Here is a 22,462-nt window from a genome sequence, read left to right as displayed (position 1 = left end):
TGTTTCCTTGGATCATCGCCCCGGGTGTCCCCTGGGCCTGGCGGAGGAGGTGGAGAGATGAGCAGCGAGGAAGGGGCGGCCCGCGCCGGCCCGGACCGGCCGTTGCCCGAGGACTACGTAGCCCAGCGGATCAAGCTCGAACGCGAAGCCCGCGGCTGGAGCACGGTCACGCTCTCCGAGCGGATGGCCGACGCCGGCCACCCCGTCAACCAGGCCGCGATCTGGCGCATCGAGAGCGGCAAGCCGAGACGCCGCGTCAACCTCGACGAGGCCATCGGCTTCTGCAAGGTCTTCGACCTCGACATGGACGAGCTGACCAGCCCTCCCGGCCAGATCGCCAACGCGCACGTCCGCAGACTCATCGCCGAGTACATCGGCAACTACAAGCAGCACCTCGCGGCCCGCAAGGAGATGCGCCGGATCCAGGGGCAGCTACAGGAGTACACCGACGCCAACCCGAACCAGGAAGACCTGGTCAAGGGATTCCTGACGCACGAGCTCGCGGTCGCCTCCAACGGAGAGTTCCACCGCCACTTCCCGCCGACGAAGCTGATCAGCTACCTCGGCGAACACGCCAACGACATCACCTCGAAGGGCTGACCGGCCCGCCGTCCCTTGTTGCTACGAACAGCAGGGGGCTGGCCCTCGCCGCGTACGTCCCACCGCACACCGCCCATCCCTGAACGATCGCGGCCAGCACGGGATTCGCCGTCCCACGCTCGGCCAGAGAAGGACTTCCCCTTGCCCGAAAACGGTCTTCCGCTTGCCCAGATAGCCCGCCTCCTGGACGTCCCCGAGGACGCCCTGCGCACCCTCGTGGCCGAGCGCCGACCCGCCGGTGACGCCACGCTCGTCGCGCTCACGGTCGAGGAGGCCGCCCGCCGCCTGGGCATCGGCCGCACCAAGCTGTATGAGTACGTCTCCACCGGCGAGATCGCCTCCGTGAAGATCGGCAGTCTCCGGCGCATCCCAGCAGAGGCGGTGAACGACTTCCTGACTCGCCAGCTCGGCGCGTCGGACTTCGGGACAGCCGCGTGACCGACTCCCGTACCGTCAAGTCCCGCCAGCCCAACGGCGCCTCGACCATCTACCTCGGCAAAGACGGCCGCTGGCACGGCCGCGTCACCGTCGGCGTCAAAGACGACGGCATCCCGGACCGACGCCACGTCAGCCGCAAGAGCCGCCCTGAGGTCACCAAGGTCGTCCGCGAGCTGGAGCGCCAGCGCGATAAGGGCGCCGTCCGGAAGGTCGGGCAGTCGTGGACAGTGAAGACGTGGCTCACCCACTGGGTCGAGAACATCGCTGCCGCACACGTCTCGGAGAACACGATCGACGGCTACCGCGTCGCCGTCTACCACCACCTCATCCCCGGCTTGGGTGCCCACCGCCTGCAGAAGCTCGACCCCGAACACCTGGAGCGCTTCTACAAGAAGATGCAGGACAACGGAAGCGCCGCCGGTACAGCCCACCAGGCCCACCGCACGATCCGCACGGCGCTGAACGAGGCCGTGCGCCGCCAGCACCTCACCTCGAACCCGGCCTCCATCGCCAAGGCTCCCAAGGTTGAAGAGGAGGAGGTCGAGCCGTACACGGTCGAGGAGGTCCAGAGCCTTCTTGCCGAGGTGGGCAAGCACCGCAACACCGCCCGCTGGGTCATCGCGCTCGCTCTGGGCCTGCGCCAGGGCGAGGTCCTCGGTATGCAGTGGGACGACGTTGACTTCGACCTCGGCGTCATCCGCGTACGGCGTGGCCGGCTGCGGCCCCGCTACAAGCACGGCTGCGGCGACCGCTGCGGCCGGAAGCCCGGCTTCTGCCCCCAGAAGATCAACACCCGGCGCGAGACGAAGAACGCCAAGTCCCGAGCAGGCCAGCGCCCCATAGGCGCCCCTGACGAGTTGCTCCAGCTCCTGCGCCAGCACCGCGAAGTGCAGGGGCGCGAGCGAGCGAGGGCCCGTGACCTGTGGACGGAGAAGGGATACGTGTTCACCTCGCCCTCAGGCGAGCCCCTGAACCCCAACACGGACTACCACAAGTGGAAGGAACTGCTGAAGGCCGCCGGCGTCCGCGATGCCCGCCTCCACGACGCCCGACACACCGCAGCGACCGTCCTGCTCATCCTCGGCGTCTCCGACGCGGTCGTCGACGCCATCATGGGCTGGGAACCCGGCAAGTCTGCCCGGATGCGCCGCCGCTACCAGCACCTGACCAGCCGCGTCCTCAAGGACACCGCCGCCAAGGTCGGCGGCCTCCTGTGGGGCACGGGCCAAGCGGCGGAAGGCGCCGCGCCGGACGCTGGCCAGAGTCCGGTCCCCGCCGAGCTGATGGTCCATGTCGCCCGCCTTGGCGAGCGACGTGTGCCCTTCCTCCACCGCGAGCACGCCGACGAGGTCGTCGCCCGGTGGAGCGAGGACTGGCCCGACCACACCGCCGAGGTCGAGGAATGGGACCGCTGGCGCTGGGAACAGCAGGGTCCTGGTGGCGCGAGCGCCATTCGCGACCGGGTGCCGGAGCGGGCCGTGGTCTTCCACGCCCGAGCCCTGTTCCTTCCTGGCGGCGAACGAGCAGCGACCGGGGGCCCGGAGCAGTGGTCGGTGCCGGCTTGGGACTTCGAGACCGACCGCTACACCGACCGTGCCTCGGCCTGGCGCACGGCCCGACGGCCCGGCACGGGCCAGGAGGTCGAGGCCCAGGTGCGTGGGACGGACAAGGCGGCCGTAGAGGCGGCTTTCGCCGAGGCTTGCGCACAGGCCGTGGACCGAGCCCGGAACCCGGGGAAGTACGGCGACATCGACGAGTGGTAGCCGGACGATGAGCGGACGAGCCCTGACTGGTCTCGGACAGGGCTCCTCCGCAGCGTCACGCCGACGGTGGCAGCTTCACGCCCAAGTCAGCTGCCAGGCGCTCCAGCTCAGCCAGCGCTCCGCGTAGGTCCACGGAGAGCGCGAGCGTCAGCTCGGATAGGGACTTGGCCTCCATGGCGTCCTCGCCATCTGGCTCGATAAGGCCGATGTCGAGATTGACGTCCTTCGTGGCGGCGAGCTCGGCACCGTCGAAGACCTGCAGGCGGCCCTCGGGCTCCCGGCGGGCGATCGCCTCGGCGGTCTCCTCGCATTCGCCGACTCCGAAGACCCGTTTCTCGAAGTCCTCCAGATGCCCGGGGAGCAACGGGTTCTGCTTCAGTGTGAAGCGGTTGCCGGTCCTCAGGTCGTACACCCACAGCTGCTGGGTGTGCGGGGGCTCGTCGTGGCTGCGACGGGGCGGGGCGGCGTCGAAGAAGAGGACGTTGGCCTTGACGCCGCCCGCGTAGAAGATGCCGGCCGGCAGACGCAGCATCGTGTGCAGGTTGAACCGCTTGAGCAGCTCACGGCGGATGGTCGCGCCCCGGCCGCCCTCGAAAAGGACGTTGTCGGGGAGGATCACCGCAGCGGTTCCGTTGTCGGTGAGCAGGCTCGCGATGTGCTGGACGAAGTTGAACTGCTTGTTGGTTGTGGTCTCCCAGAAGTCCTGGCGGTGGTACGACGTGTCCTCGCGGCTCACCGTGCCGTCGACATGGGTGATCACGATCGAGGACTTCTTGCCGAAGGGCGGATTGGCCAGCACCTTCGAAGCCTTCTTGGCTGGTGGTTTGACCAGCGCGTCCTCGACATGGATCAAGGGCTTGCCATCGGGCCTGCCGATGCCATGGAGGAGCAGGTTCATCGCCGCGAGTCGTGCGGTCGCTGGCACCAGCTCGGTGCCCCAGATCGCGCCCTCGTCAAATCGGGCGGACTCCTCGACGGACATCTCGTCGCCGTATGTGTTCACGATGTAGTCGTGCGCGGCGAGCAGGAAGCCACCAGTTCCGCAGGCCGGGTCGGTAATGGTGTCCTCCGGTGCGGGCCGCATGCACCGCACGATGGACTCGATGAGCACCCGTGGGGTGAAGTACTGCCCCGCACCCGCCTTCGTGTCCTCCGCGCTCCGGGCGATCAACGCCTCGTAAGCGTCGCCCTTGATGTCCTTGCTGGACCCTAGCCAGGGCTCCTTGTCGATCAGGTCGACGATGAGGCGGCGCAGGTTGGTCGCGTTCTGGATTCGGTTACGGGCGCGGTGGAAGATCAGGCCAAGAGCGCTATTCCGCCCCTCGTCCTGCTTGCCGAGGTCTGTGAGGAGCTGGGTGTATGCCTCCTCCAGCTGCTCGCCGGAGAGATCGAGCAGCTGCGTCCAGCCACGCCCCGCCCACTCTTCGGTGTCGGGGAGCACATGGCGGCGCTGCGATGCGGGGAGGTCCTTGTTGGCCTCCTCCTTCTCTGCGGCCATTTTGAGGAACACCAGGAAGCTGAGCTGCTCCAGGTATTCGAGGCTCGATACGCCGTCGTCGCGCAGGACATTGCAGTAGTTCCAGAGACGATCGACGAGACGACGTGCTTCCGGCTTCACTCGGTGAACTCCAGGGGGAGGGTGGTCTGTTCGCCCTCGGGAAGGGGGGTACGAGATGTGGGGGCCGGCGGGGGCGAGGCTTTGGAATCAGGCTGCTCGGCTGCGCTCTGGCTCTGCCGCCTGGCCTGTGCAGCGGCCCGCCGAGCCGCTTTCCGCTCGGCTTCGGCGGCCTCGCGCTCGACCTGGATGCGCTTGAGCAGGTCCTCGGCGGGCTCGTCGTCCGGGTCCTGGGGGACGAGCTTGCCGGTGAAGGCTTCGGCGAGGAGGGTGCGGCGGAGGGCGTTGGCGTGGGTGAGGCCGCCAGTCACCATGCGGTCACTCGCCTCTACACGAGCTAGGGCCTGGTCAATATGGTCCGCGATCTCTTCCTGCTCGTCAGGCTCGGGGAACGGCAATCGGAGCCCGCTGATCAGATTCTGATTGACCTTGTAGATGCCGGTCCCGGTCCGCGCCCCTCGCTCAATCTGCTTACGCGCCAGAGGAGACGACCAGACGTGATGCAGGTAGCGGGGCAGTACTCGTTCGGAGTCTGTCCGAATCCGGATCATGGTGTCGGGAAACGCGACAGGTTCATACACTGTCGGCACGAGCGCTCCGCGGCCTACGAGGCTCAGCGATCCGTTGCCCCGGCAGACCAGGAAGTCTCCTTTTCGCACCAGGAAGGGCTGGGCATCCTTGATAGACCATTCGCCGTACTTGTATTGGGTGAGGTCAACAGCCTCTCCGGTCAGAGCTGTTAGCCGCAGCACGGGGAATCCGTCATCGTCCTCGCTCGTGGGAACGGACCGACCGTTGGTAAGCGGCTCACTCAGTACGTCCCCAAAGGATGTGATGGAGTCCCCAACCACCTGCAGAGCCGAGGTAAGGACCTCGTCACGGAGCGAGCTCAGGCGAGCATGGGCAGCCCGCAGCCGCGCCTCGATCAGGTCCAGCCGCGCGAGCCGCTCATCGAGGGCGTCGGCGATGCGACGCTGCTCAGCGGCAGGCGGGACAGGCACCGGGAGCGATCGGATGCCGTTCAGCCCGAGGCGGGCGCGCCCGATACCCCTCAGACTGGCGGCAGCATGCCGCTTGGTCGCCGGGGCAATCAGCGACCGGAGCAGCCACCCGGTGGAGATCTCTGGATGCGCGCGGAATCGGATGCAGTCGGCCTTGACGATCGCTGGCCCCACGTCCTCCGGCACAATGCAGGCCCGGGGTAGATCGTCGCCGAGCGACGCGATCACGAGGTCGTCCGCCTGTGCTTCATGCACGGTCAGGCGCTTGAAGTGCTCCATCGAGATGTGCGTCCGGACATCACGGAACACTCCGTCTCCGATGTTCTGCAGACGCAGTACTCGCGGGCCCGATTCGGTGTAGTGCCGAGTTGCAAGGTTCGACCCGAAAGGGCCGTCTGTGACGGGACGCTCGTCCGCAGACCGAAGGTCGTCGAGTTCGGCCCAACTCCAGCCAGAGGGCAGATCTGCCGCCTCTCGCTCCTCCAGCGCCCCCGCGCCCCCCTCACCGCTCTCCACACTCACGCACCCAGTTCCCGATCTAGTTCATTGATCAGCTCGTCCGGTGTTCGCGTTCCTTCCGCGAACACCGCTCTGAACCTGCTCCAGCCGCCTGCAGCCCGGCACAGGGCATGCTGCTCCAGCGCGTCCACGGAGACGGTCGCCGAGGTGGCGATCACGTTCGCGACGCGCTTCAGCCAGCCGCGCTGCTCCTCCGTGAACGTCACTCCCGCCATCTCCTGACGCGCGAGCCACTCCTGGAAGCGAAGGTCCACGGTATCCCGATACGGCCGGAAGCCGCTCCCGTCGAGTCCCAGCTCGTACCGGAGCACCGAGAGCAACTCGGGCAGCCCGGCGTTCCGCCGTCGTCTCCCCCGCGCGATGCCGAGGTCGATGTACGCCTTCCAAAGCTGCTGCCCGGTCCACCGCTGGTGCGGCGGACCGACCCTGCCGAGAAGCTCGTCGATGCGCGCCTCGACCTCGCTCAGCGACCGCCGCTCCTTGAAGGCGATGCGCAGGGCGGCGAACCGGTCCTGCTGGTTCGCCATGTACTGGCGCCAGTCCTTCACGGTCCGCTCGGCTCGCATGACGTCGGTCACGCCTTCGGCGATCACGCCGCCGTCCCGGCTGAGGTGGTCGATCTTGATCCAGCGGCGTCGTGCCGCTTCGATGAGCGCCTGACGCAGCGCCTCGCGCTCGACGAACGGCCGCAGAGCCCAGGCCAGCACAGCGTTGATGGCCACCTCGTCGGCGGCCGTGGGGGCGGCCCCTTCCACTGACGGCGCTTCGTTCTCCACCGTCTCCTTCTCGCCAGCAGCCCTGGCCCGCTCCTTCGCCAGCCGGTCCGGATCGGTGGCATGGACCAGGTCTGTCACTAGCTCGGTCAGCTTGCGGCCTCCCGCACAGCCTTCGATCTGGGCCAGCTGCTGTTCGTCGAGCCGCTGCCCGAGCCGGCTCAGGCGGCCGGCCAGGGTAGAGGCATCGGCGACGGTCAGCGGAACCCCTTGCGCACACGCCTGGAGCAGTCGCTCCAAGCTGGGTAGCTCCTGCAGGTCGTCCCGTACGAGTGGTCGTGCGTCGACCATGGTGTGCTCGGTCACGCCCACGGTGTCGACGATCACGAACCGGTCCTTGCACAGCGCATCCTCGGTGACTCTGCGCAGGTCCTCCGGCTTGATGATCCGGGCGCCCCGGCCCTTCATCTGCTCGAAGTAGGACCAGGTCCGCACGTCCCGCATGAAGACCAGGCACTCCAGGGCGGGGATGTCGGTGCCGGTGGCGATCATGTCGACGGTGACGGCGATTCGGGTCTCCGGCGCGTTGCGGAATTCCTTGATCGCCTTGGCGGGCTGCGCGGTCTCGCTGTTGATCTTCAGGCAGAACTTGTCACCTGCGTTCCACGCCCTGCGGATCTCCGCGACGATGGTGTCTGCGTGCCGGTTCGTCGCCGCGAAGATCAGGGTCTTTGGGACGACGAACCGCTGGTGCACGATTTCACCGGTCTCGGCATCGATGTCGGGCGGGAAGATCTCCGTGAACAGCCGGTCCCTGAAGGTCTCGACGACGGTCCGGATCTGGCTCGTGGACTCGACCCGGGCGTTGAGCTCGGTAGCCGTGTACTCGTCGTCCTCGTCCTGCTGGTGCCAGTGCTGCTCACGCGTGACACGGTCCACATGGGCCAGGACCGTGTTGATCTTCTCGATGGCGCCATCGGCGGCCTGGGCCTCGGTCACGGCCGGGATCTTCGAGCCGTCCCGCGTGATCCGGGTCGAGATCCGATAGACGTCGTAGTCGACGTTGACCTTGTCGGCGACCGCTTCCTCGTACGTGTACTGGCTGACCAGGTTGTTCTCGAAGAAGGCGAACGTCGGTCCGATCGGGGTCGCGGTCAGGCCCACGATGTGCGCGTCGAAGTACTCAAGCACGGGCCGCCAGGAGCCGTAGATCGAGCGGTGGCACTCGTCGATGACGATGAAGTCGAAGTAGTCGGGCGGAAGCGCAGCTGAGTAGCGAACCTTGGGCGGTCGCTTGCCGAGCCCCGCCGTCCCGCCGCCCTCGAAGCTTCGCGCCTCCTCGCTGCCGGGTGCCGGTGGCGTCCGCCCAGTCAGCATGCACCACAGCCGCTGGACCGTAGTGATCACGATCTTGTCGGAGTCCGCCAGGCCCGATGCCCCGCCCGACAGGTGCTTGAGGGGGAAGTCCTCGTGCAGCGGCTTCTTCGATTCCGCCGGCTGGAAGCTGCGGTACTCCAGGAACGCCTGCTCGCCCAAGTTGTAGCGGTCCACGAGGAACAGCACGCGATGCGCGCCCGCGTGCTTGAGTAGCCGATGGCTTGCCTGGACGACGGTGTACGTCTTGCCGGCCCCGGTCGCCATCTGGATGAGGGCTCGCGGACGGTCGGCGGCGAGGGAATCCTCCAGGCCCTCGATGGCCCGGCGCTGAGCGTCGTACAGATGCCGCTGCGGATCCAGGTGGACGCCGGGCAGTCTGCGCAGCCGGGCCCGCAGGGAGGGCGTCGCAGGGTGGTGCACGGCATTGCGCTTCCAGCGGGCGAGGGTGGCCGGCTGGGCCGGGGCGAAGACGTAGCGGCTGCGGGCCCCGCCCTGGGGGGCGTCGGCTGCGGGTGTGCCGTCGAGCTGTTCGGCGTCGAGGGCGTTGAGGAAGGCCCAGGCGTGGCCGTTGGTTCCGTAGCGGAACGGGAGGGGGCGCTCCTGCCAGGTGCGCCGCTGGTGCTGCGCGGCGATCGGGGCGGCGAGCCGGTCGGCCTCCGCGAGCATCTCGTGAGGGTCGTCCGCTTCGATCCCCGCCACGACGAGGCCGCTGAGGTCCCGGTCAACATGCAGGAGGTAGACCCGCAGACCCTCGAGCGCTGGGTGTGCCGTCCGGACCGCCGTCGGATCAGAGGTCAGGTCGCGCTCGTGCGGGGCGCACACCCTCCATCCGGCGTCGCGCAGAGCCTGCTCGACCTTGTCGCTGTTTCCCCACGCGCCAGAAGCGCTCACAGTCCCTCCCCGTAACCTCGCGGCTCTTACGTGCTCTGTGCCTGCCCCGCGCTCTGAAACAGCCCGCCAGCCCCACCCATTACACCAGTTGACGTACGCACGTCCGGGGCTTTCGACAGCGCGTGGACGATGACCGTCCGGATCTGGCCATTGGCTCCGGCGAGTCACTGTCAGTGCGCGTCCGTACAGTGGGCGGTAAGTTGCGTCGGGCCAGTAGGGGACGGGCTAACGAAGACCAGGAAGGACGCTCGGGTGTACGTGACGAGGCTCCGGCTCGACGGCGTGCGTGGTTTCCACGGCGCTCGGGCCTGTGACCTCGACTTCACGCGTCCGGACGGAAGCTTCGCTGGCTGGACTGTCCTCGCTGGGCACAACGGCTCGGGAAAGACGACCTTGCTGAGGTCGATCGCACTCGCCCTGGCTGGCCCGGAGCGGGCCAGCCGTCTGGACGGGGAGGTCGAGGACTACCGCACCTACGGGCGGTTTCTGGGAAAGCTGGAGCTGTCCCTGCGTGCGGACCGGGACGCCGACCTCGGGGCCCCCTCTCCGCCCGGTCCGCGTACGGTCACGATGGTGTGGGAGCCGGGCCGTGAGCCGCTCAGCGCGGAGGACGCGCCCCCGACCCGCGTCCGGTTCCTCGCTGACCCGGGCGCCCAAATGTCCAGGCACTTGTGGGACTTCTCCCCGCCACCAGGCTGGTTCCACGCCGCCTACGGCCCCTTCCGCCGCCTCAGCGGCACCGGCCTCTTCGAACGCGACCGGCAGAACCTGGACCGCGCCGAGGCCATGCGCACCCTCTTCGAGGAGCAGTCGGCACTCACCGAAGCGGTGGTCTGGCTCGTCTCCGTGCACACTCGCCGACTGGAAGGCGAGGCCGGCGCCGAAGAGCTGCTGGAGTCCGTGCTCGAGCTCCTCAACGACGATCTGTTGCCGGGCGACTTCCGCGTCGAGAAGGTCACGTCGCGGGGGCTGTGGCTACGGCGGTCGGACGGTGAGGGGCCGCTCATCGCCCAGTGGCGGATGAGTGACGGCCTGCGTACCGTCACAGCGCTGGTCCTGGACATCATCCGGCAGATGCACGCCGCCTACGGAGGGCTGACACTGCACCGGGGCGACAGCGGTCGGCCGTACCTGCCGCACCCGGGTGTCGTCCTCATCGACGAGGTCGATGCACACCTCCACGTCTCCTGGCAGCAGCGCATCGGCGAGTGGTTCAAGACTCACTTCCCCGCAATTCAGTTCATCGTCACCACCCACAGTCCCTACATCTGCCAGGCCGCGGACCCTGGCGGCCTCGTCCGACTGCCAGGCCCTGATGAGCAGGCCCCGCCAGAGGTCGTGGACGAGAAGGAATACGGCACGATCGTCTACGGCACCGGCGACGATGCGGTGCTCTCGGACTTCTTCGGCCTCCAGTCCCCGTTCTCCCGTCGCGCGGAAGAGCTGCGCGAAGAGCTCGCCGACCTGGAATATGAGATCGCGTCGGGCGACGCCGATCCGGAGACGATGCGACGGTTCCGCACTCTGCGCCGGACCCTGGCCAGCTCCCAGGCGACCTACGTCGAGGACTCTAGCCTGCGAGCCAGGAGGCGGGAGGCCGGCGGCTCGTGATCAGGATCGTACGGCCGAGGCTCCCCACCGAGCTGGAAGCCTCCCTGCTGGCCCTGACCCAGGAGATGGCCAGCACCCCGGTCCCTGAGCGTGGCAAGCACGCCGAGCGGATGTGGGAACGCAAGACCGTACGCCGGGACGTGTACCGCCCGATGCGCGAAGCCCTGGAAGACATGGCCCCGGGAATCGACTGCTGCATGTACTGCGGCAATCACATGGCCGACACAGTGGACCACTTCGTGCCCAAGTCGCACTGTGCTTTGCGGACCTTCCACTGGCCAAACCTGCTGTTGGCCTGCTCCACCTGCAACACCCGCTTCAAGGGAGACAAGCACCGCGGCGACGGCCTCGTCGGCTCGCTCCTCATCGACCCGACCCGCGAGGACCCCTTCGAGCACCTGGACCTCGGGCTCGCTAGCGGCGTCTATCGGCCGGTCGAGGGCTCACTGAAGGGCGAGTGGACCATCGAGGTCTGCGGCCTGAACGAGGGGAAGCGGCCACGGGTCCGTGCCGAAGCCTGGCTGAACCTGGCCGACGATCTGCGGGGCTGGGCCCAGGCCCGGGCCGTCGGCGACGTCAGGAACATGCGCCGCAAGATCTACCGCATGCACACCCAGCCGTTCGCCGACGTCTGTTACGCGGCACTGCACAAGGCCGTGTCCGAGGAGGCGTCCCGGATCTTCGCAGCCGAGGAACCGGGCGTCCTGGATCTCCTCCGGGATGACGAGCTGCGGGCTACCTTCCAGATGTGAGCGGCCCGGCTGGAGCGTTGCCGCGACGGGCGCTGGCGCCAACTGAGACCAAAACTGAGACCACGCACGTCGAAGGGCCCCACCTTGCGGTGGGGCCCTTCGACATCGTGCCCGGTGAGGCACTGGCGGAGGATACGAGATTCGAACTCGTGAGGGGTTGCCCCCAACACGCTTTCCAAGCGTGCGCCCTAGGCCACTAGGCGAATCCTCCGCGGCAAACAATACAAGACGTTGAGGAGTGCTAGCGAACTCGTTCCCACCCCCGCTCATCAGGTACCCTGTGCGGAGCCCCTCACGTGGCGCTATCTGACTGAACTCCCCCAGGGCCGGAAGGCAGCAAGGGTAGGTCGGCTCTGGCGGGTGCGTGGGGGGCGCTTGCGTTGTGGGGGTGGGGTGGGGGAGCGGGTGGGGGACGGTTGTCGGTGGGGGCCGATAACCTCGTAGGTGTGTCGTCCCTTGCGTTGTACCGCCGTTACCGCCCGGAGTCGTTCGCCGAGGTCATCGGGCAGGAGCATGTCACCGACCCGTTGCAGCAGGCCCTGCGGAACAACCGGGTCAATCACGCGTACCTGTTCAGCGGTCCGCGCGGGTGCGGCAAGACGACGAGTGCGCGCATCCTGGCCCGCTGTCTGAACTGTGAGCAGGGGCCGACGCCGACCCCGTGCGGCGAGTGCCAGTCGTGCCAGGACCTGGCGCGGAACGGGCCGGGGTCGATCGACGTCATCGAGATCGACGCCGCTTCGCACGGTGGTGTGGACGACGCGCGTGACCTGCGGGAGAAGGCGTTCTTCGGGCCGGCGAGCAGTCGGTACAAGATCTACATCATCGACGAGGCGCACATGGTCACCCCGCAGGGCTTCAACGCCCTGCTGAAGGTGGTCGAGGAGCCTCCGGAGCACCTCAAGTTCATCTTCGCGACGACCGAGCCCGAGAAGGTCATCGGGACGATCCGGTCGCGCACGCACCACTACCCCTTCCGGCTGGTGCCGCCCGGGACCCTGCGGGACTACCTGGCCGAGGTGTGCGGACGGGAGGCGATCCCCGTGGCGGACGGGGTGCTCCCGCTGGTGGTGCGGGCGGGGGCGGGGTCCGTGCGGGACTCCATGTCCGTGATGGACCAGTTGTTGGCCGGCGCCACCGAAGAAGGTGTGACGTACGCCATGGCCACCGGCCTGCTCGGGTACACCGACGGGTCGCTGCTGGACGCGGTGGTGGACGCGTTCGCCGCCGGGGACGGCGCCGCGGCGTTCGAGGTCGTGGACCGGGTCATCGAGGGCGGCAACGACCCCCGTCGGTTCGTCGCCGACTTGCTGGAGCGGCTGCGGGACCTGGTGATCCTGGCCGCCGTGCCGGACGCGGCCGAGAAGGGGCTCATCGACGCCCCCGCCGATGTGATCGAGCGCATGCAGGGGCAGGCGTCCGTCTTCGGCGCAGCCGAGCTGAGCCGGGCCGCCGACCTCGTCAATGCCGGTCTTACCGAGATGCGGGGGGCGACCTCGCCGCGGTTGCAGTTGGAGCTGATCTGCGCGCGGGTGCTGCTGCCCGCCGCCTTCGACGACGAGCGGTCGCTCCAGGCCCGGCTGGACCGGCTGGAGCGGGGCGCCGCCGCCGTCGCCTTCTCCGGGCCGCCGGCCGGGGCTCCGCCCGTGGGGTACGTGCCCGGGCCCGAGGTCGCTCCGCACATGCCCGGGCCGGACGGGCCCGTCGTACGGGAGCCCATCCAGCCCGTACAGCCGGTCCAGCAGATGCAGCCGCCGGCCGTACAGACGCCCCCGGCAGCACCCGCAGCACCCGTAGCGCCAACAGCACCGGCGACACCGGAGGCCCCACCCGCACAGCGTCCCGGTGCCTGGCCCACCGGCGGTGGCGACACCGGTCGGCGGCCGGGCGGCTGGCCCACCGCCACCGCGCCCGGCACGGGCGCCCGGCCCGCGCCGGCCGCAGCCCCGCAGGCGCAGGCGCCGCAGCCCGACCAGCCGGCACCAGCAGCACCCGCCCAGGCGCCCGCCCCCGGCATGGCCCAGGGCGCCGTCCAGGTGCGGAACATGTGGCCCGACATCCTGGAGGCGGTGAAGAACCGCCGTCGCTTCACCTGGATCCTGCTCAGCCAGAACGCCCAGGTGGCGGGGTTCGACGGCACCACCCTCCAGATCGGCTTCCTCAACGCCGGCGCCCGGGACAACTTCGCCAGCAGCGGCAGCGAGGACGTCCTGCGCCAGGCCCTCGCCGAGCAGTTCAACGTGCAGTGGAAGATCGAGGCGATCGTCGACCCGACGGGCGGCGCCGGCGGCCCCGGCAGCGGTGGCTACGGAGGCCCGGGCGGCGGCAGCCCCGGGAACAGCGGCTTCGGCGGTCGACCGCCCCAGGCCCAAGCCCCGGCCCCCGCCCCGCGACCCGCGCAGCCGTCCCCCGCGACGCCGCCCCCGTCCTCAGCACCCACCGCCCCGCCCCCGGGGCCGGGCTCCTCCGCCGCGCCCCAGGGCTCCGCCACCCCGCCGAGACCGGCCCAAGGCTCCGGCCCGTCGCAGCCGTCCGGCCCGCCGGCGTACTCGGGACCGCCCCCCGTTCGCCCGGAAGACGACATTCCGGAGGACGACGACCCCGACCTCGTCGACTCCGCGCTCTCCGGACACGACCTGATCGTCCGCGAGCTGGGCGCCACGGTCCTGGAGGAATACACGAACGAGTAGCGCGGGGGCGTTCAGAGGCCCGTACAGGCACTTCGCCCCGCGCCGGTTAGGCTGGCGCCCGTGAAGGTCCTCGTCATCGGCGGCGGCGCCCGCGAACACGCCCTGTGCCGCTCCCTCTCCCTCGACCCCGACGTCTCCGCTGTGCACTGCGCGCCCGGCAATGCGGGCATCGGCGAGATCGCCGAGCTCCACCCGGTGGACGCGCTGGACGGCGCGGCCGTCACCCGCCTCGCCACCGACCTCGCGGTCGACCTGGTCGTCGTCGGCCCGGAGGCCCCGCTGGTCGCCGGCGTCGCGGACGCCGTGCGCACGGCCGGCATCCCCTGCTTCGGCCCGTCCCGGGAGGCGGCGCAGCTGGAGGGCTCCAAGGCGTTCGCCAAGGACGTGATGGCGGCCGCCGGCGTGCCGACGGCCCGTAGCTACGTCTGTACGAGCCCCGAGGAGGTCGACGAGGCGCTCGACGCCTTCGGGGCGCCGTACGTCGTCAAGGACGACGGCCTCGCCGCCGGCAAGGGGGTCGTGGTCACCCACGACCTCGCCGCCGCCCGCGAGCACGCCCTCGCCTGCGAGCGGGTCGTCATCGAGGAGTACCTGGACGGCCCCGAGGTCTCCCTCTTCGCCATCACGGACGGCGAGACCGTGGTCCCGCTGACCCCCGCGCAGGACTTCAAGCGCGCGCTCGACGACGACGAGGGCCCCAACACCGGCGGCATGGGCGCGTACTCCCCGCTGCCCTGGGCGGACCCCAAGCTCGTCGACGAGGTCATGACCACGGTCCTCCAGCCGACCGTGAACGAGCTGCGCCGCCGCGGCACGCCGTTCTCCGGACTGCTGTACGCGGGCCTGGCGATCACCTCGCGCGGCGTGCGCGTCATCGAGTTCAACGCGCGCTTCGGCGACCCGGAGACCCAGGTCGTGCTGGCCCGGCTGCGCACCCCGCTGGCGAGCGTCCTGCTGAACGCCGCCGAGGGCACCCTCGACGACGAGCCGCCGCTGCGCTGGCACGAGGACGCCGCCGTGACCGTCGTCGTCGCCTCCCACAACTACCCGGGCACGCCCCGCACCGGCGACCCGATCGAGGGGCTGGCCGACGTCGCGGCGCAGGACGCGCCCCATGCGTACGTCCTGCACGCCGGGACCAAGCGGGACGGGGACGCCGTGGTGAGCGCGGGCGGCCGGGTGCTCTCGGTCACCGCCACCGGCAAGGACCTGGAGCAGGCGCGGGAGCGCGCGTACGCCGCGGTCGGCCGCATCCGGCTGGACGGCTCCCACCACCGCACGGACATCGCCCGCAAGGCGGCCCGGGAGCAGTAGCGAGCCGGTTCCTTCCCGAACGTGCCCGGGTGCCAGCGCGCACCCGGGCACGCCTGTGTGTGCGAACCGGGCACGTTTGCGCGTGCCGGCGGCCGGAGGACGGCTTGTTCACACCGTCTACACACGGAACTCACGGCGCCACCTCACTCGTCATCACCTTTAGCCAAAGCCATTCCATCGAGTGACGCTGAGCCATCCGGATGACGCTCGCCGGCGCCCCAACTAGGGTGCGGCGCATGCGTTCCGGCACTTGGCCCACCGGCATTGCGATGTCCGTGGCGGGTGCCACAGTGGGGGAGTGCAGACAGTCCGTCGCAGGGCAGAGGGGGTGAGGACCGGCCGTGTCCAGTACCGGAGTCGGTGAGTCGATCGGCGCGCAGGCCGCGCACGCACGGGCGCTGGCCGTGCTGCGGATCCGCGGCCGGGCCGTCGCCGCCGCCGTGCTGCCGGCGGCGGTCGCCGTCGTGCTGTTCGCCGGTGACGCCACCGGCCACATGCGCGGCGCCGGCTGGGACGTCGCCCGTACGGTCGTGCTGGTCGTCGCGGTCGTCGTCGCGCTGCTCGCCGGCGCCGTCGCCGCGGTGATCGCCCGCGCACGCCCCGCGCTCAGCCCCACGGTCGAGCTCGCCGAGCGGGCCGCCCCCGATCTGTACCGGCTGGTCAGGGAGCTCGCCGAGCGCCTCGACGTGCCCGCGCCGTCCGCCCTCGCGCTCACCCCCGACTGCGACAGCTGGCTGGAGGACCGCACCCACCGGCGGCTCAGCCCCGGGCCGCGCGCCCGGGTGCCCGAGTCGCCCGTGCTGGTCATCGGGTCCCCGTTCCTGTGGTGGATGCGGGTCGCCGAGCTGCGGGCGCTGCTGGCGCCCGTGGTCGCCGGCACCGTCTCCGCCGCCCAGCCCGACATAGCCGCGGCCCGTCGGTTCGTACGGGGGCTGGACGCGGCGCTCGCCGTCGCGGCCGGGCCCCCGCCCGGGCTCATACGTCGGCTGGGGCCCCTGGCCCCGCTGCGCGGACTCGCGCTCGGCTTCGTCGGCCGGGTCGCCAGGCTGCTGCTGCGCGGCTGCCGCGGGCACGCGGTGGAGATGGAGCGCGGCGTCGCGGCCGCCGCGTCCGAGCGCGCCCAGGCCGTCGACTACGGACTGCGGATCGTCGCCCAGGAGCAGGTCGGCCTCGCGTACGCGGGCTGGGACCGGCTGCTGACCCGGGTCGCGCTGCCCGCCTGGCGGATGGGGCGCTGGCCCTCCCGGCTGGACGCGGGCGTCGTCTCGGCCCTCACCGAGCTGTCCCGCCGCGACCGCCTCGCCGAGGGCTTCACCTCCAGGCTGGGCGAGCGGCCCGCCTGTGACCTGCTGGAAGAGCCCGGCGCCGTCGACGAGGCCGCGTCCCTGCTGGCCGCCCGCCTCTTCCACGGCGGCCCGGCGGCACCGGGCCCCGACTGGTCCCCGATCGACTGGCGGGCGTATCCGGACGAGGTCGTGGACCGCAAGTGGCGTACGGAAGCGGCCCGGCTCCATCGCGTACTGGACGACCTCGCAGGCGCCCCGCCCCTGCGGCCCGAGGGCCCCGGCGGTTCCGACGTCCCCGGGGACACGTCCGGCGGGCCGACCCTCGACCGGGTCATCGGACATCTCACCGGCTGCCGCCCGGAGGCCGCCGACGCCCTCGCGGCCGGCCTCAGCGCCGACGTCGCCCGGGCCGAAGCCCGCGCGGAGGCGCGTACGGAGCAGGCGGCCGCGGCCCGCAGCGGCGGGGACGGCTGGGGCCCGGAGGCGCTGCCACTCTTCCCGCTCCAGCCGCCGCGCACCGGCCGTGACCTGCTCGCCGACCACGTCACCGCGATGGTCTGCTGCGCCGCCGTCGACACCGCGGGGGCGACCCCCGGCCTCGACTGGCTGGACGGGCCGGTGCTCCTGCTGCACGGGGAGCGCTGCGCCGACCTCGGCCCGCGCGTGCTCGCGCTCACGGAGGACGGCGATCCGGGGCCACTGCGGGACTGGCTCACGAGGGTGGGCATCCGCACGGAGAAGCCCGTACGACTCGTCTGACCGCGGACGCGGGCCCGCGCGCCCGGCCCGTACGCCTCCCGGCGCCCTCGTACCACCCTGAAATCCTTCCGCACGCCTCCCGCGCGTCTCGCACCACCCGCGCGCACCGTCACGTTCCCGCGCCCCCGCACGCCCGCGCCCCTGGCCAAAAAGGCGCCGTCCCCTTCCCCTGGAAACCCTGACAAAACCACCGTGCACCGGCGCGTCCGGGCCGTCATTCGCGACGAAGGGTGACGGGGCGAGCGCGTTATGTGATGTGCTGGGTTCCGACGTCGATCGGGTGACGCCGGCCGGCTGCGGTCCGACCGGTCCGACCGGCCGGGTACGGAACCGCGACCCGACCGGGCCGCCCGGATCCGCCAGGAAACCTGACCTGAACAGGCAGAATCGCCGCCCGCCGGACCGAAATCCGGCTCCGTGCGGGCACGAGGAGGAGGGGCGCGACGATGATGGGGGCTGGTGCGGAACGGATTCGCCGCTGGGAGTCGGGTGCCCTCGCGCACGCGGTTTCGGACCCCTTCGGACAGGGCCCCCTCCCCTGGCTGCGCAGCAGCGAGCAGTACATCGACGACACCGGTCAGGCCGTGCCCTGGTACGCGGACCCGGACCGCGGACGCAGCGCCCGCGCCCCCCGCACCGCCGACGACGTGCACCGCCAGATCAAGGGCTTCGCCTCCACCGGCGCGGTCGCCCCCGGCGAGGCGATCGACTTCCACGTCACGGTCGACCCGCCCCAGCAGTTCCTCGTCGACGTGTACCGGATCGGGCACTACGCCGGCCACGGCGCGACCAAGGTCACCACCAGCCCCCGGTTGTCCGGCATCGCCCAACTGCCCCCGCTGATCGCCGGCCGCACGGTCTCCTGCCACCACTGGTGGCTCTCCTGGCGCCTCCAGGTCCCGTCCTACTGGTCGGTGGGCGCGTACGTCGCCGTCCTGACCACCGCCGACGGCTACCGCTCCCACATCCCCTTCACCGTCCGCGACGACCGCCCGGCCGACCTGCTGCTCCTGCTGCCCGACATCACCTGGCAGGCGTACAACCTCTACCCGGAGGACGGCCACACCGGCGCCAGCCTCTACCACGCCTGGGACGACCGGGGCCGGCTCCTCGGCGAGCAGGACGCCGCGATCACCGTCTCCTTCGACCGCCCCTTCGCGGGCGCCGGCCTGCCGCTGCACGTCGGCCACGCGTACGACTTCATCCGCTGGGCCGAGCGGTACGGCTACGACCTCGCCTACGCCGACACCCGCGACCTGCACGCCGGCCGCGTCGACCCGGGCCGCTACCGGGGCCTGGTCTTCCCCGGCCACGACGAGTACTGGTCCGTGCCCATGCGCCGCACCGCGGAGGCCGCCCGCGACCAGGGCACCTCCCTCGTCTTCCTCTCCGCCAACAGCCTGTACTGGCAGGTCGAGCTGGGCCCGTCGCCGTCCGGGGTGCCGAACCGCCTGCTGACCTGCCGCAAGCGCCGCGGCCCCGGCAAGCCCGCGCTGTGGCGGGACGTCGAGCGGGCCGAGCAGCAGCTCCTCGGCATCCAGTACGCGGGCCGGGTCCCCGAGCCGCACCCGATGGTGGTGCGCAACGCGGACCACTGGCTGTGGGAGGCGACCGGCGCCGGCGAGGGCGACGAGCTGCCGGGACTGGTCGCGGGCGAGGCCGACCGCTACTTCCCGCGCGTCCCGCTCCCCGAACACCAGCGCCGCATCCTCCTCGCACACTCCCCGTACCGCGACGCCGAAGGCGCCGGACGCCACCAGGAGACCTCGCTGTACCGGGCGCCGTCCGACGCGCTGGTCTTCGCTTCCGGCACCTTCGCCTGGTCACCGGCGCTGGACCGGCCCGGCCACGTGGACCCCCGGATCCAGCGCGCCACCGCCAACCTCCTCGACCGCATCTGCAAGCGCGACTGAGGCGGGACAGCGGCGCGACGGAGAGCGTGACGGAGAGCGCCCGGGCGGCGGCTGCGAGAATCGGTCGTACGCACGTCGGAAACCACGAGGAGCAACCGTGTCCGGATTCGTCGAAAAGCCCGAGGCGCCGCAGGTGCCGGGGCTGATCCATCTCCACACCGGCAAGGTGCGGGAGCTGTACCGGAACGAAGCGGGCGACCTCGTGATGGTCGCCACCGACCGGATCTCCGCGTACGACTGGGTGCTGCCGACGGAGATCCCCGACAAGGGGCGGGTCCTCACCCAGCTCTCGCTGTGGTGGTTCGACCTCCTCCAGGACCTCGTGCCGAACCACGTGATCAGCACCGAGCTGCCGCCCGGCGCGCCCGCCGACTGGGCCGGCCGGACCCTGATCTGCAAGTCGCTGCGGATGGTGCCCGTCGAGGCGGTCGCCCGCGGCTACCTCACCGGCTCCGGACTCGCCGAGTACGAGCAGACGCGCACGGTCTGCGGGCTCGCGCTGCCCGAGGGGCTGGCGGACGGCTCCGAGCTGCCCGCGCCGATCTTCACCCCCGCCACCAAGGCCGCGGTCGGCGACCACGACGAGAACGTCAGCTACGAGGAGGTCGCCCGGCAGGTCGGCGCGGAGACCGCGGCGCTGCTGCGGCAGACGACGCTGGCGGTGTACGGGCGGGCCCGGGACATCGCGCGGGAGCGGGGCGTCATCCTCGCCGACACGAAGTTCGAGTTCGGCCACGCCGCCGACACCCCCGCCGACGAGCCCGGCGGGCTGATCCTCGCGGACGAGGTGCTGACCCCCGACTCGTCCCGCTTCTGGCCGGCCGACCGGTGGCAGCCCGGCCGCGCCCAGCCCTCGTACGACAAGCAGTACGTGCGCGACTGGCTGACCTCCCCGGCGTCCGGCTGGGACCGCCGCGGCGAGCTGCCCCCGCCGCCGCTGCCGCCGGAGGTCGTCGAGGCGACCCGCGCGAAGTACCTGGAGGCGTACGAGCTGCTGACCGGCACGACCTGGTCCTGACGTCCCCCCGACGACAGGCGACAGGCGAAAGGCCCCGGTTCTCGTGAGAGAACCGGGGCCTTTCAGCTGAGCGGACGACCAGGTTCGAACTGGCGACCTCAACCTTGGCAAGGTTGCGCTCTACCAACTGAGCTACGTCCGCGTGCGCCGTTGCGCGCAGCCCACTATACCCAACCGCGCTCCCGTGCGAGACGGGCCGCCGCGTGCCGGTTCTCCGCACCCAGCTTCGCCGCGGCGGACGAGAGGTAGTTCCGCACCGTCCCCTGCGACAGCGCGGCCCGCCGGGCGATCTCCGCGACGGGCGCCCCGTCCCCCGCGAGCTCCAGCACCTCGGCCTCCCGGGCGGTCAGCGGCGAGTCCCCGGCGGAGATCGCATCGGCTGCCAACTCCGGGTCCACGTAACGGTTTCCGGCGTGCACGGTACGGATGATCTCCGCCAGCCGCTGCGCACTGACGGTCTTCGGCACGAAGGCCCGCACCCCCGCGGTCAGGGCGCGCTTGAGGTGCCCCGGCAGCCCGTGACTGGTGACGATCATCGTCCGGCACTCCGGCAGTTCCGCACGCAGGGATGTGGCGACACTCACACCGTCCGCCCCCGGCATCTGAAGATCCAGTACGGCGACGTCCGGCCGGTGCGCCAGCGCCATCGCCAGCGCCTCCGTCCCCGAGGCGGCCTCCGCGACGACCTCCAGATCGTCCTCCAACGCGAGCAACGCGGCGAGCGCCCCCCGGATCAGGTGCTCGTCGTCGGCGAGCAACACCCGCACGGTCATCCGACGCCCTCCCCACCTTCAGCCCCGCCGGCGATCGAGGCGCCAGGGCGGCCAGAGCCGACCTCGCCGACGGAGGCACGGGGTGAGCAAAATTCAGCCCCGCCGGCGATTGAGGCGTGGGGGCTCGGGGGCAAGGCCCCCGACGAGGGCCCGCCGTCCACGGGCAACGTCGCCCCGGAGGAGACCCCCGCACAGGGAACCCGCGCCGTCACCCGAAACCTCCCCCCTCGCACCGCACCCGCCTCCAACTCCCCGCCCACCGCCGCCAACCGCTCCCGCAGCCCCGCCAGCCCCGACCCGCCCCCGTCCTTCCGGAGCGTCGGCGCGTCCGCCCGGTCGTTCTCGACGACGAGGACGACCGCGTCGCCGCCGCCCGCGCCGCCCCCGGACGGCACCTTCACGGAGATCGTGCAGCGCTGCGCGTCCCCGTGCCGCAGCACGTTCGTCGTCGCCTCGCGCACCACCCACCCCAGCGCCGAGCGCACCTCGGCCGACAGCAGGTCGACCCCGTCGGCGACGACGGTGCAGGAGATGCCGGCGGCGCCGAGCACCGACCGCGCGCCGTCCAGCTCCACGCTCAGGTCCGCCTCGCGGTAGCCGCGCACCACCTCGCGGACCTCGCGCTGGGAGTCCTGCGCGATCCGCTGCACCTCGACCATCTGGTCGACCGCCTCCGCGCGCCCGCGCCGCGCGAGCTGCACGGCCAGCTCCGACTTGAGCGCCACGACGGCGAGGTTGCGGCCCAGCACGTCGTGCAGGTCGCGCCCGAACCGCAGCCGCTCCTCCGCGACCGCGAGCCTGGCCTGTACGTCCCGGGCCTCCCGCAGCTCCCACATGACCTTCAGGGTCCACGTCGTGGCGCACGCCGTGAAGGCCATCCACAGGGTGAGGAAACCGACGAAGCTCATGATCGCGACGAGCTGGTGGCGGGTGTGGCCCATGGCCAGCAGCGCCGCCCCCACCCCGATCAGCACCGCGAACTGGATCGCGAGGGTGGTCCGCAGCGGTACGAGGAGGCTGTGCGCGGCGAGGAAGGGGGCCAGCCCCAGGCCGATCAGATACGCCACGGCAATGCCGGTCTTGGGCGGGTGGGCGGCGTCGGCCAGCGACAGCGCCAGGGCCAGCGCCACCGCGGTGACCGCCACGCCCGACCACAGCAGCGGCCGGCTGACCGTGCCCCGCCCCAGGTAGGCGTCCATGGCGCGACGGCTCAGCCGGTGGATGACGAGCCCCAGCGCGATCCCGACCACCGGCCCGGCCAGCGCGAGCCGGTGCTCGCGCACCGGCCCGCCCAGCGTCGGGAGCACGTAGCCGACGACCATGGCCCACTGGACGAAGTAGACGGTGCCGCGGCAGTAGATGTTCACCTTGGCGAGCCCGGTGCGCCCGCTCCAGCCCTTCATCCGCACGGCACCCTCCCTTGTCCGGC

At 71.0% G+C, this 22,462-nt stretch carries 15 protein-coding genes, 2 tRNA genes and 1 other RNA gene; 11 read left to right on the top strand and 7 right to left on the bottom strand.

The window, feature by feature from the left end; genetic code table 11:
• Window positions 1-57: 57 nt before the first annotated feature.
• The 3 genes from ACH4E8_RS22720 (at window position 58) to ACH4E8_RS22710 (ending at window position 2,801) form a co-directional block, all read left to right on the top strand.
• A complete protein-coding gene (locus tag ACH4E8_RS22720; RefSeq protein WP_398450931.1) occupies window positions 58-600 on the top strand; it encodes a helix-turn-helix domain-containing protein in 543 nt (180 codons plus the stop codon).
• 141 nt (window positions 601-741) lie between these two features.
• On the top strand, window positions 742-1,038 hold the full coding sequence (locus ACH4E8_RS22715) for a helix-turn-helix domain-containing protein (protein WP_398450929.1): 297 nt from the start codon (window positions 742-744) through the stop codon (window positions 1,036-1,038).
• Window positions 1,035-2,801 (top strand): tyrosine-type recombinase/integrase, encoded by a 1,767-nt coding sequence (locus tag ACH4E8_RS22710; protein ID WP_398450927.1) that lies wholly within the window; start codon window positions 1,035-1,037, stop codon window positions 2,799-2,801. Before ACH4E8_RS22715 ends, ACH4E8_RS22710 begins: the two co-directional genes overlap by 4 nt.
• Before the next feature lie 55 nt (window positions 2,802-2,856).
• Here the strand turns inward: ACH4E8_RS22710 and ACH4E8_RS22705 are convergent, their stop codons facing one another.
• Genes ACH4E8_RS22705 through ACH4E8_RS22695 form a run of 3 tightly spaced genes read right to left on the bottom strand, consistent with a single transcriptional unit; the run spans window position 2,857 to window position 8,725 of the window.
• Window positions 2,857-4,419, bottom strand: coding sequence for an N-6 DNA methylase (locus ACH4E8_RS22705; RefSeq protein WP_398450925.1), 1,563 nt, complete (start codon window positions 4,417-4,419; stop codon window positions 2,857-2,859).
• Window positions 4,416-5,939 (bottom strand): hypothetical protein, encoded by a 1,524-nt coding sequence (locus ACH4E8_RS22700; protein WP_398450923.1) that lies wholly within the window; start codon window positions 5,937-5,939, stop codon window positions 4,416-4,418. Before ACH4E8_RS22700 ends, ACH4E8_RS22705 begins: the two co-directional genes overlap by 4 nt.
• Window positions 5,936-8,725, bottom strand: coding sequence for a DEAD/DEAH box helicase family protein (locus ACH4E8_RS22695; RefSeq protein WP_398450921.1), 2,790 nt, complete (start codon window positions 8,723-8,725; stop codon window positions 5,936-5,938). Before ACH4E8_RS22695 ends, ACH4E8_RS22700 begins: the two co-directional genes overlap by 4 nt.
• 444 nt (window positions 8,726-9,169) lie before the next feature.
• Here ACH4E8_RS22695 and ACH4E8_RS22690 point away from each other — a divergent pair, with 444 nt between their 5' ends.
• Together ACH4E8_RS22690 and ACH4E8_RS22685 are read left to right on the top strand one after the other, a co-directional pair.
• The gene (locus ACH4E8_RS22690) at window positions 9,170-10,528 is read left to right on the top strand and encodes an AAA family ATPase (protein ID WP_398450919.1); all 1,359 of its coding nucleotides are present in this window, start codon (window positions 9,170-9,172) and stop codon (window positions 10,526-10,528) included.
• Window positions 10,525-11,280: an HNH endonuclease gene (locus tag ACH4E8_RS22685; RefSeq protein ID WP_398450917.1), complete on the top strand. Its 756-nt coding sequence runs from the start codon at window positions 10,525-10,527 to the stop codon at window positions 11,278-11,280. The genes ACH4E8_RS22690 and ACH4E8_RS22685 overlap by 4 nt, the downstream gene beginning before the upstream one ends.
• 123 nt (window positions 11,281-11,403) lie before the next feature.
• Here the strand turns inward: ACH4E8_RS22685 and ACH4E8_RS22680 are convergent.
• Window positions 11,404-11,491: transfer RNA gene (locus ACH4E8_RS22680), tRNA-Ser, on the bottom strand.
• Window positions 11,492-11,563: 72 nt separating this feature from the next.
• On the opposite strand from ACH4E8_RS22680, the gene ffs reads away from it, so the two are divergent.
• The 6 genes from ffs to ACH4E8_RS22650 all read left to right on the top strand — a co-directional run bounded on the left by ffs (window position 11,564) and on the right by ACH4E8_RS22650 (window position 20,260).
• Window positions 11,564-11,662, top strand: an RNA gene (gene ffs, locus ACH4E8_RS22675) — signal recognition particle sRNA small type.
• 64 nt (window positions 11,663-11,726) lie between these two features.
• Window positions 11,727-13,970, top strand: coding sequence for a DNA polymerase III subunit gamma and tau (locus tag ACH4E8_RS22670; RefSeq protein ID WP_398450915.1), 2,244 nt, complete (start codon window positions 11,727-11,729; stop codon window positions 13,968-13,970).
• Between the two features lie 60 nt (window positions 13,971-14,030).
• Entirely contained in the window at window positions 14,031-15,284 is a 1,254-nt protein-coding gene (gene purD / locus ACH4E8_RS22665) for a phosphoribosylamine--glycine ligase (protein WP_398450913.1), read from the top strand.
• Between the two features lie 341 nt (window positions 15,285-15,625).
• Window positions 15,626-17,329: a hypothetical protein gene (locus ACH4E8_RS22660; RefSeq protein ID WP_398450911.1), complete on the top strand. Its 1,704-nt coding sequence runs from the start codon at window positions 15,626-15,628 to the stop codon at window positions 17,327-17,329.
• Between the two features lie 446 nt (window positions 17,330-17,775).
• The gene (locus tag ACH4E8_RS22655) at window positions 17,776-19,242 is read left to right on the top strand and encodes a N,N-dimethylformamidase beta subunit family domain-containing protein (protein ID WP_398450909.1); all 1,467 of its coding nucleotides are present in this window, start codon (window positions 17,776-17,778) and stop codon (window positions 19,240-19,242) included.
• A gap of 97 nt (window positions 19,243-19,339) precedes the next feature.
• A complete protein-coding gene (locus ACH4E8_RS22650) occupies window positions 19,340-20,260 on the top strand; it encodes a phosphoribosylaminoimidazolesuccinocarboxamide synthase (protein WP_398450907.1) in 921 nt (306 codons plus the stop codon).
• A gap of 69 nt (window positions 20,261-20,329) precedes the next feature.
• Here the strand turns inward: ACH4E8_RS22650 and ACH4E8_RS22645 are convergent.
• From ACH4E8_RS22645 to ACH4E8_RS22635, 3 genes are all read right to left on the bottom strand, one after another.
• Window positions 20,330-20,402 (bottom strand) — tRNA-Gly (locus tag ACH4E8_RS22645).
• Window positions 20,403-20,424: 22 nt separating this feature from the next.
• Complete coding sequence (locus ACH4E8_RS22640) at window positions 20,425-21,033, bottom strand: response regulator (protein WP_398450905.1); 609 nt, start codon at window positions 21,031-21,033, stop codon at window positions 20,425-20,427.
• The gene (locus ACH4E8_RS22635; protein WP_398451291.1) at window positions 21,030-22,436 is read right to left on the bottom strand and encodes a sensor histidine kinase; all 1,407 of its coding nucleotides are present in this window, start codon (window positions 22,434-22,436) and stop codon (window positions 21,030-21,032) included. Before ACH4E8_RS22635 ends, ACH4E8_RS22640 begins: the two co-directional genes overlap by 4 nt.
• Window positions 22,437-22,462: the final 26 nt, after the last annotated feature.

Source organism: Streptomyces sp. NPDC017979 (assembly GCF_044328175.1).
In the GTDB taxonomy this organism is placed as follows: domain Bacteria; phylum Actinomycetota; class Actinomycetes; order Streptomycetales; family Streptomycetaceae; genus Streptomyces.
This window is presented reverse-complemented; position numbering and strand designations above follow the sequence as displayed.

What these genes read in the sequence shown, in the direction of transcription:
- ACH4E8_RS22720 (WP_398450931.1), top strand. Translation starts at nt 58, where the DNA reads ATGAGCAGCGAGGAAGGGGCGGCCCGCGCCGGCCCGGACCGGCCGTTG.
- ACH4E8_RS22655 (WP_398450909.1), top strand. Translation starts at nt 17,776, where the DNA reads ATGATGGGGGCTGGTGCGGAACGGATTCGCCGCTGGGAGTCGGGTGCC.
- ACH4E8_RS22640 (WP_398450905.1), bottom strand. Translation starts at nt 21,033, where the DNA reads ATGACCGTGCGGGTGTTGCTCGCCGACGACGAGCACCTGATCCGGGGG.
- ACH4E8_RS22635 (WP_398451291.1), bottom strand. Translation starts at nt 22,436, where the DNA reads ATGAAGGGCTGGAGCGGGCGCACCGGGCTCGCCAAGGTGAACATCTAC.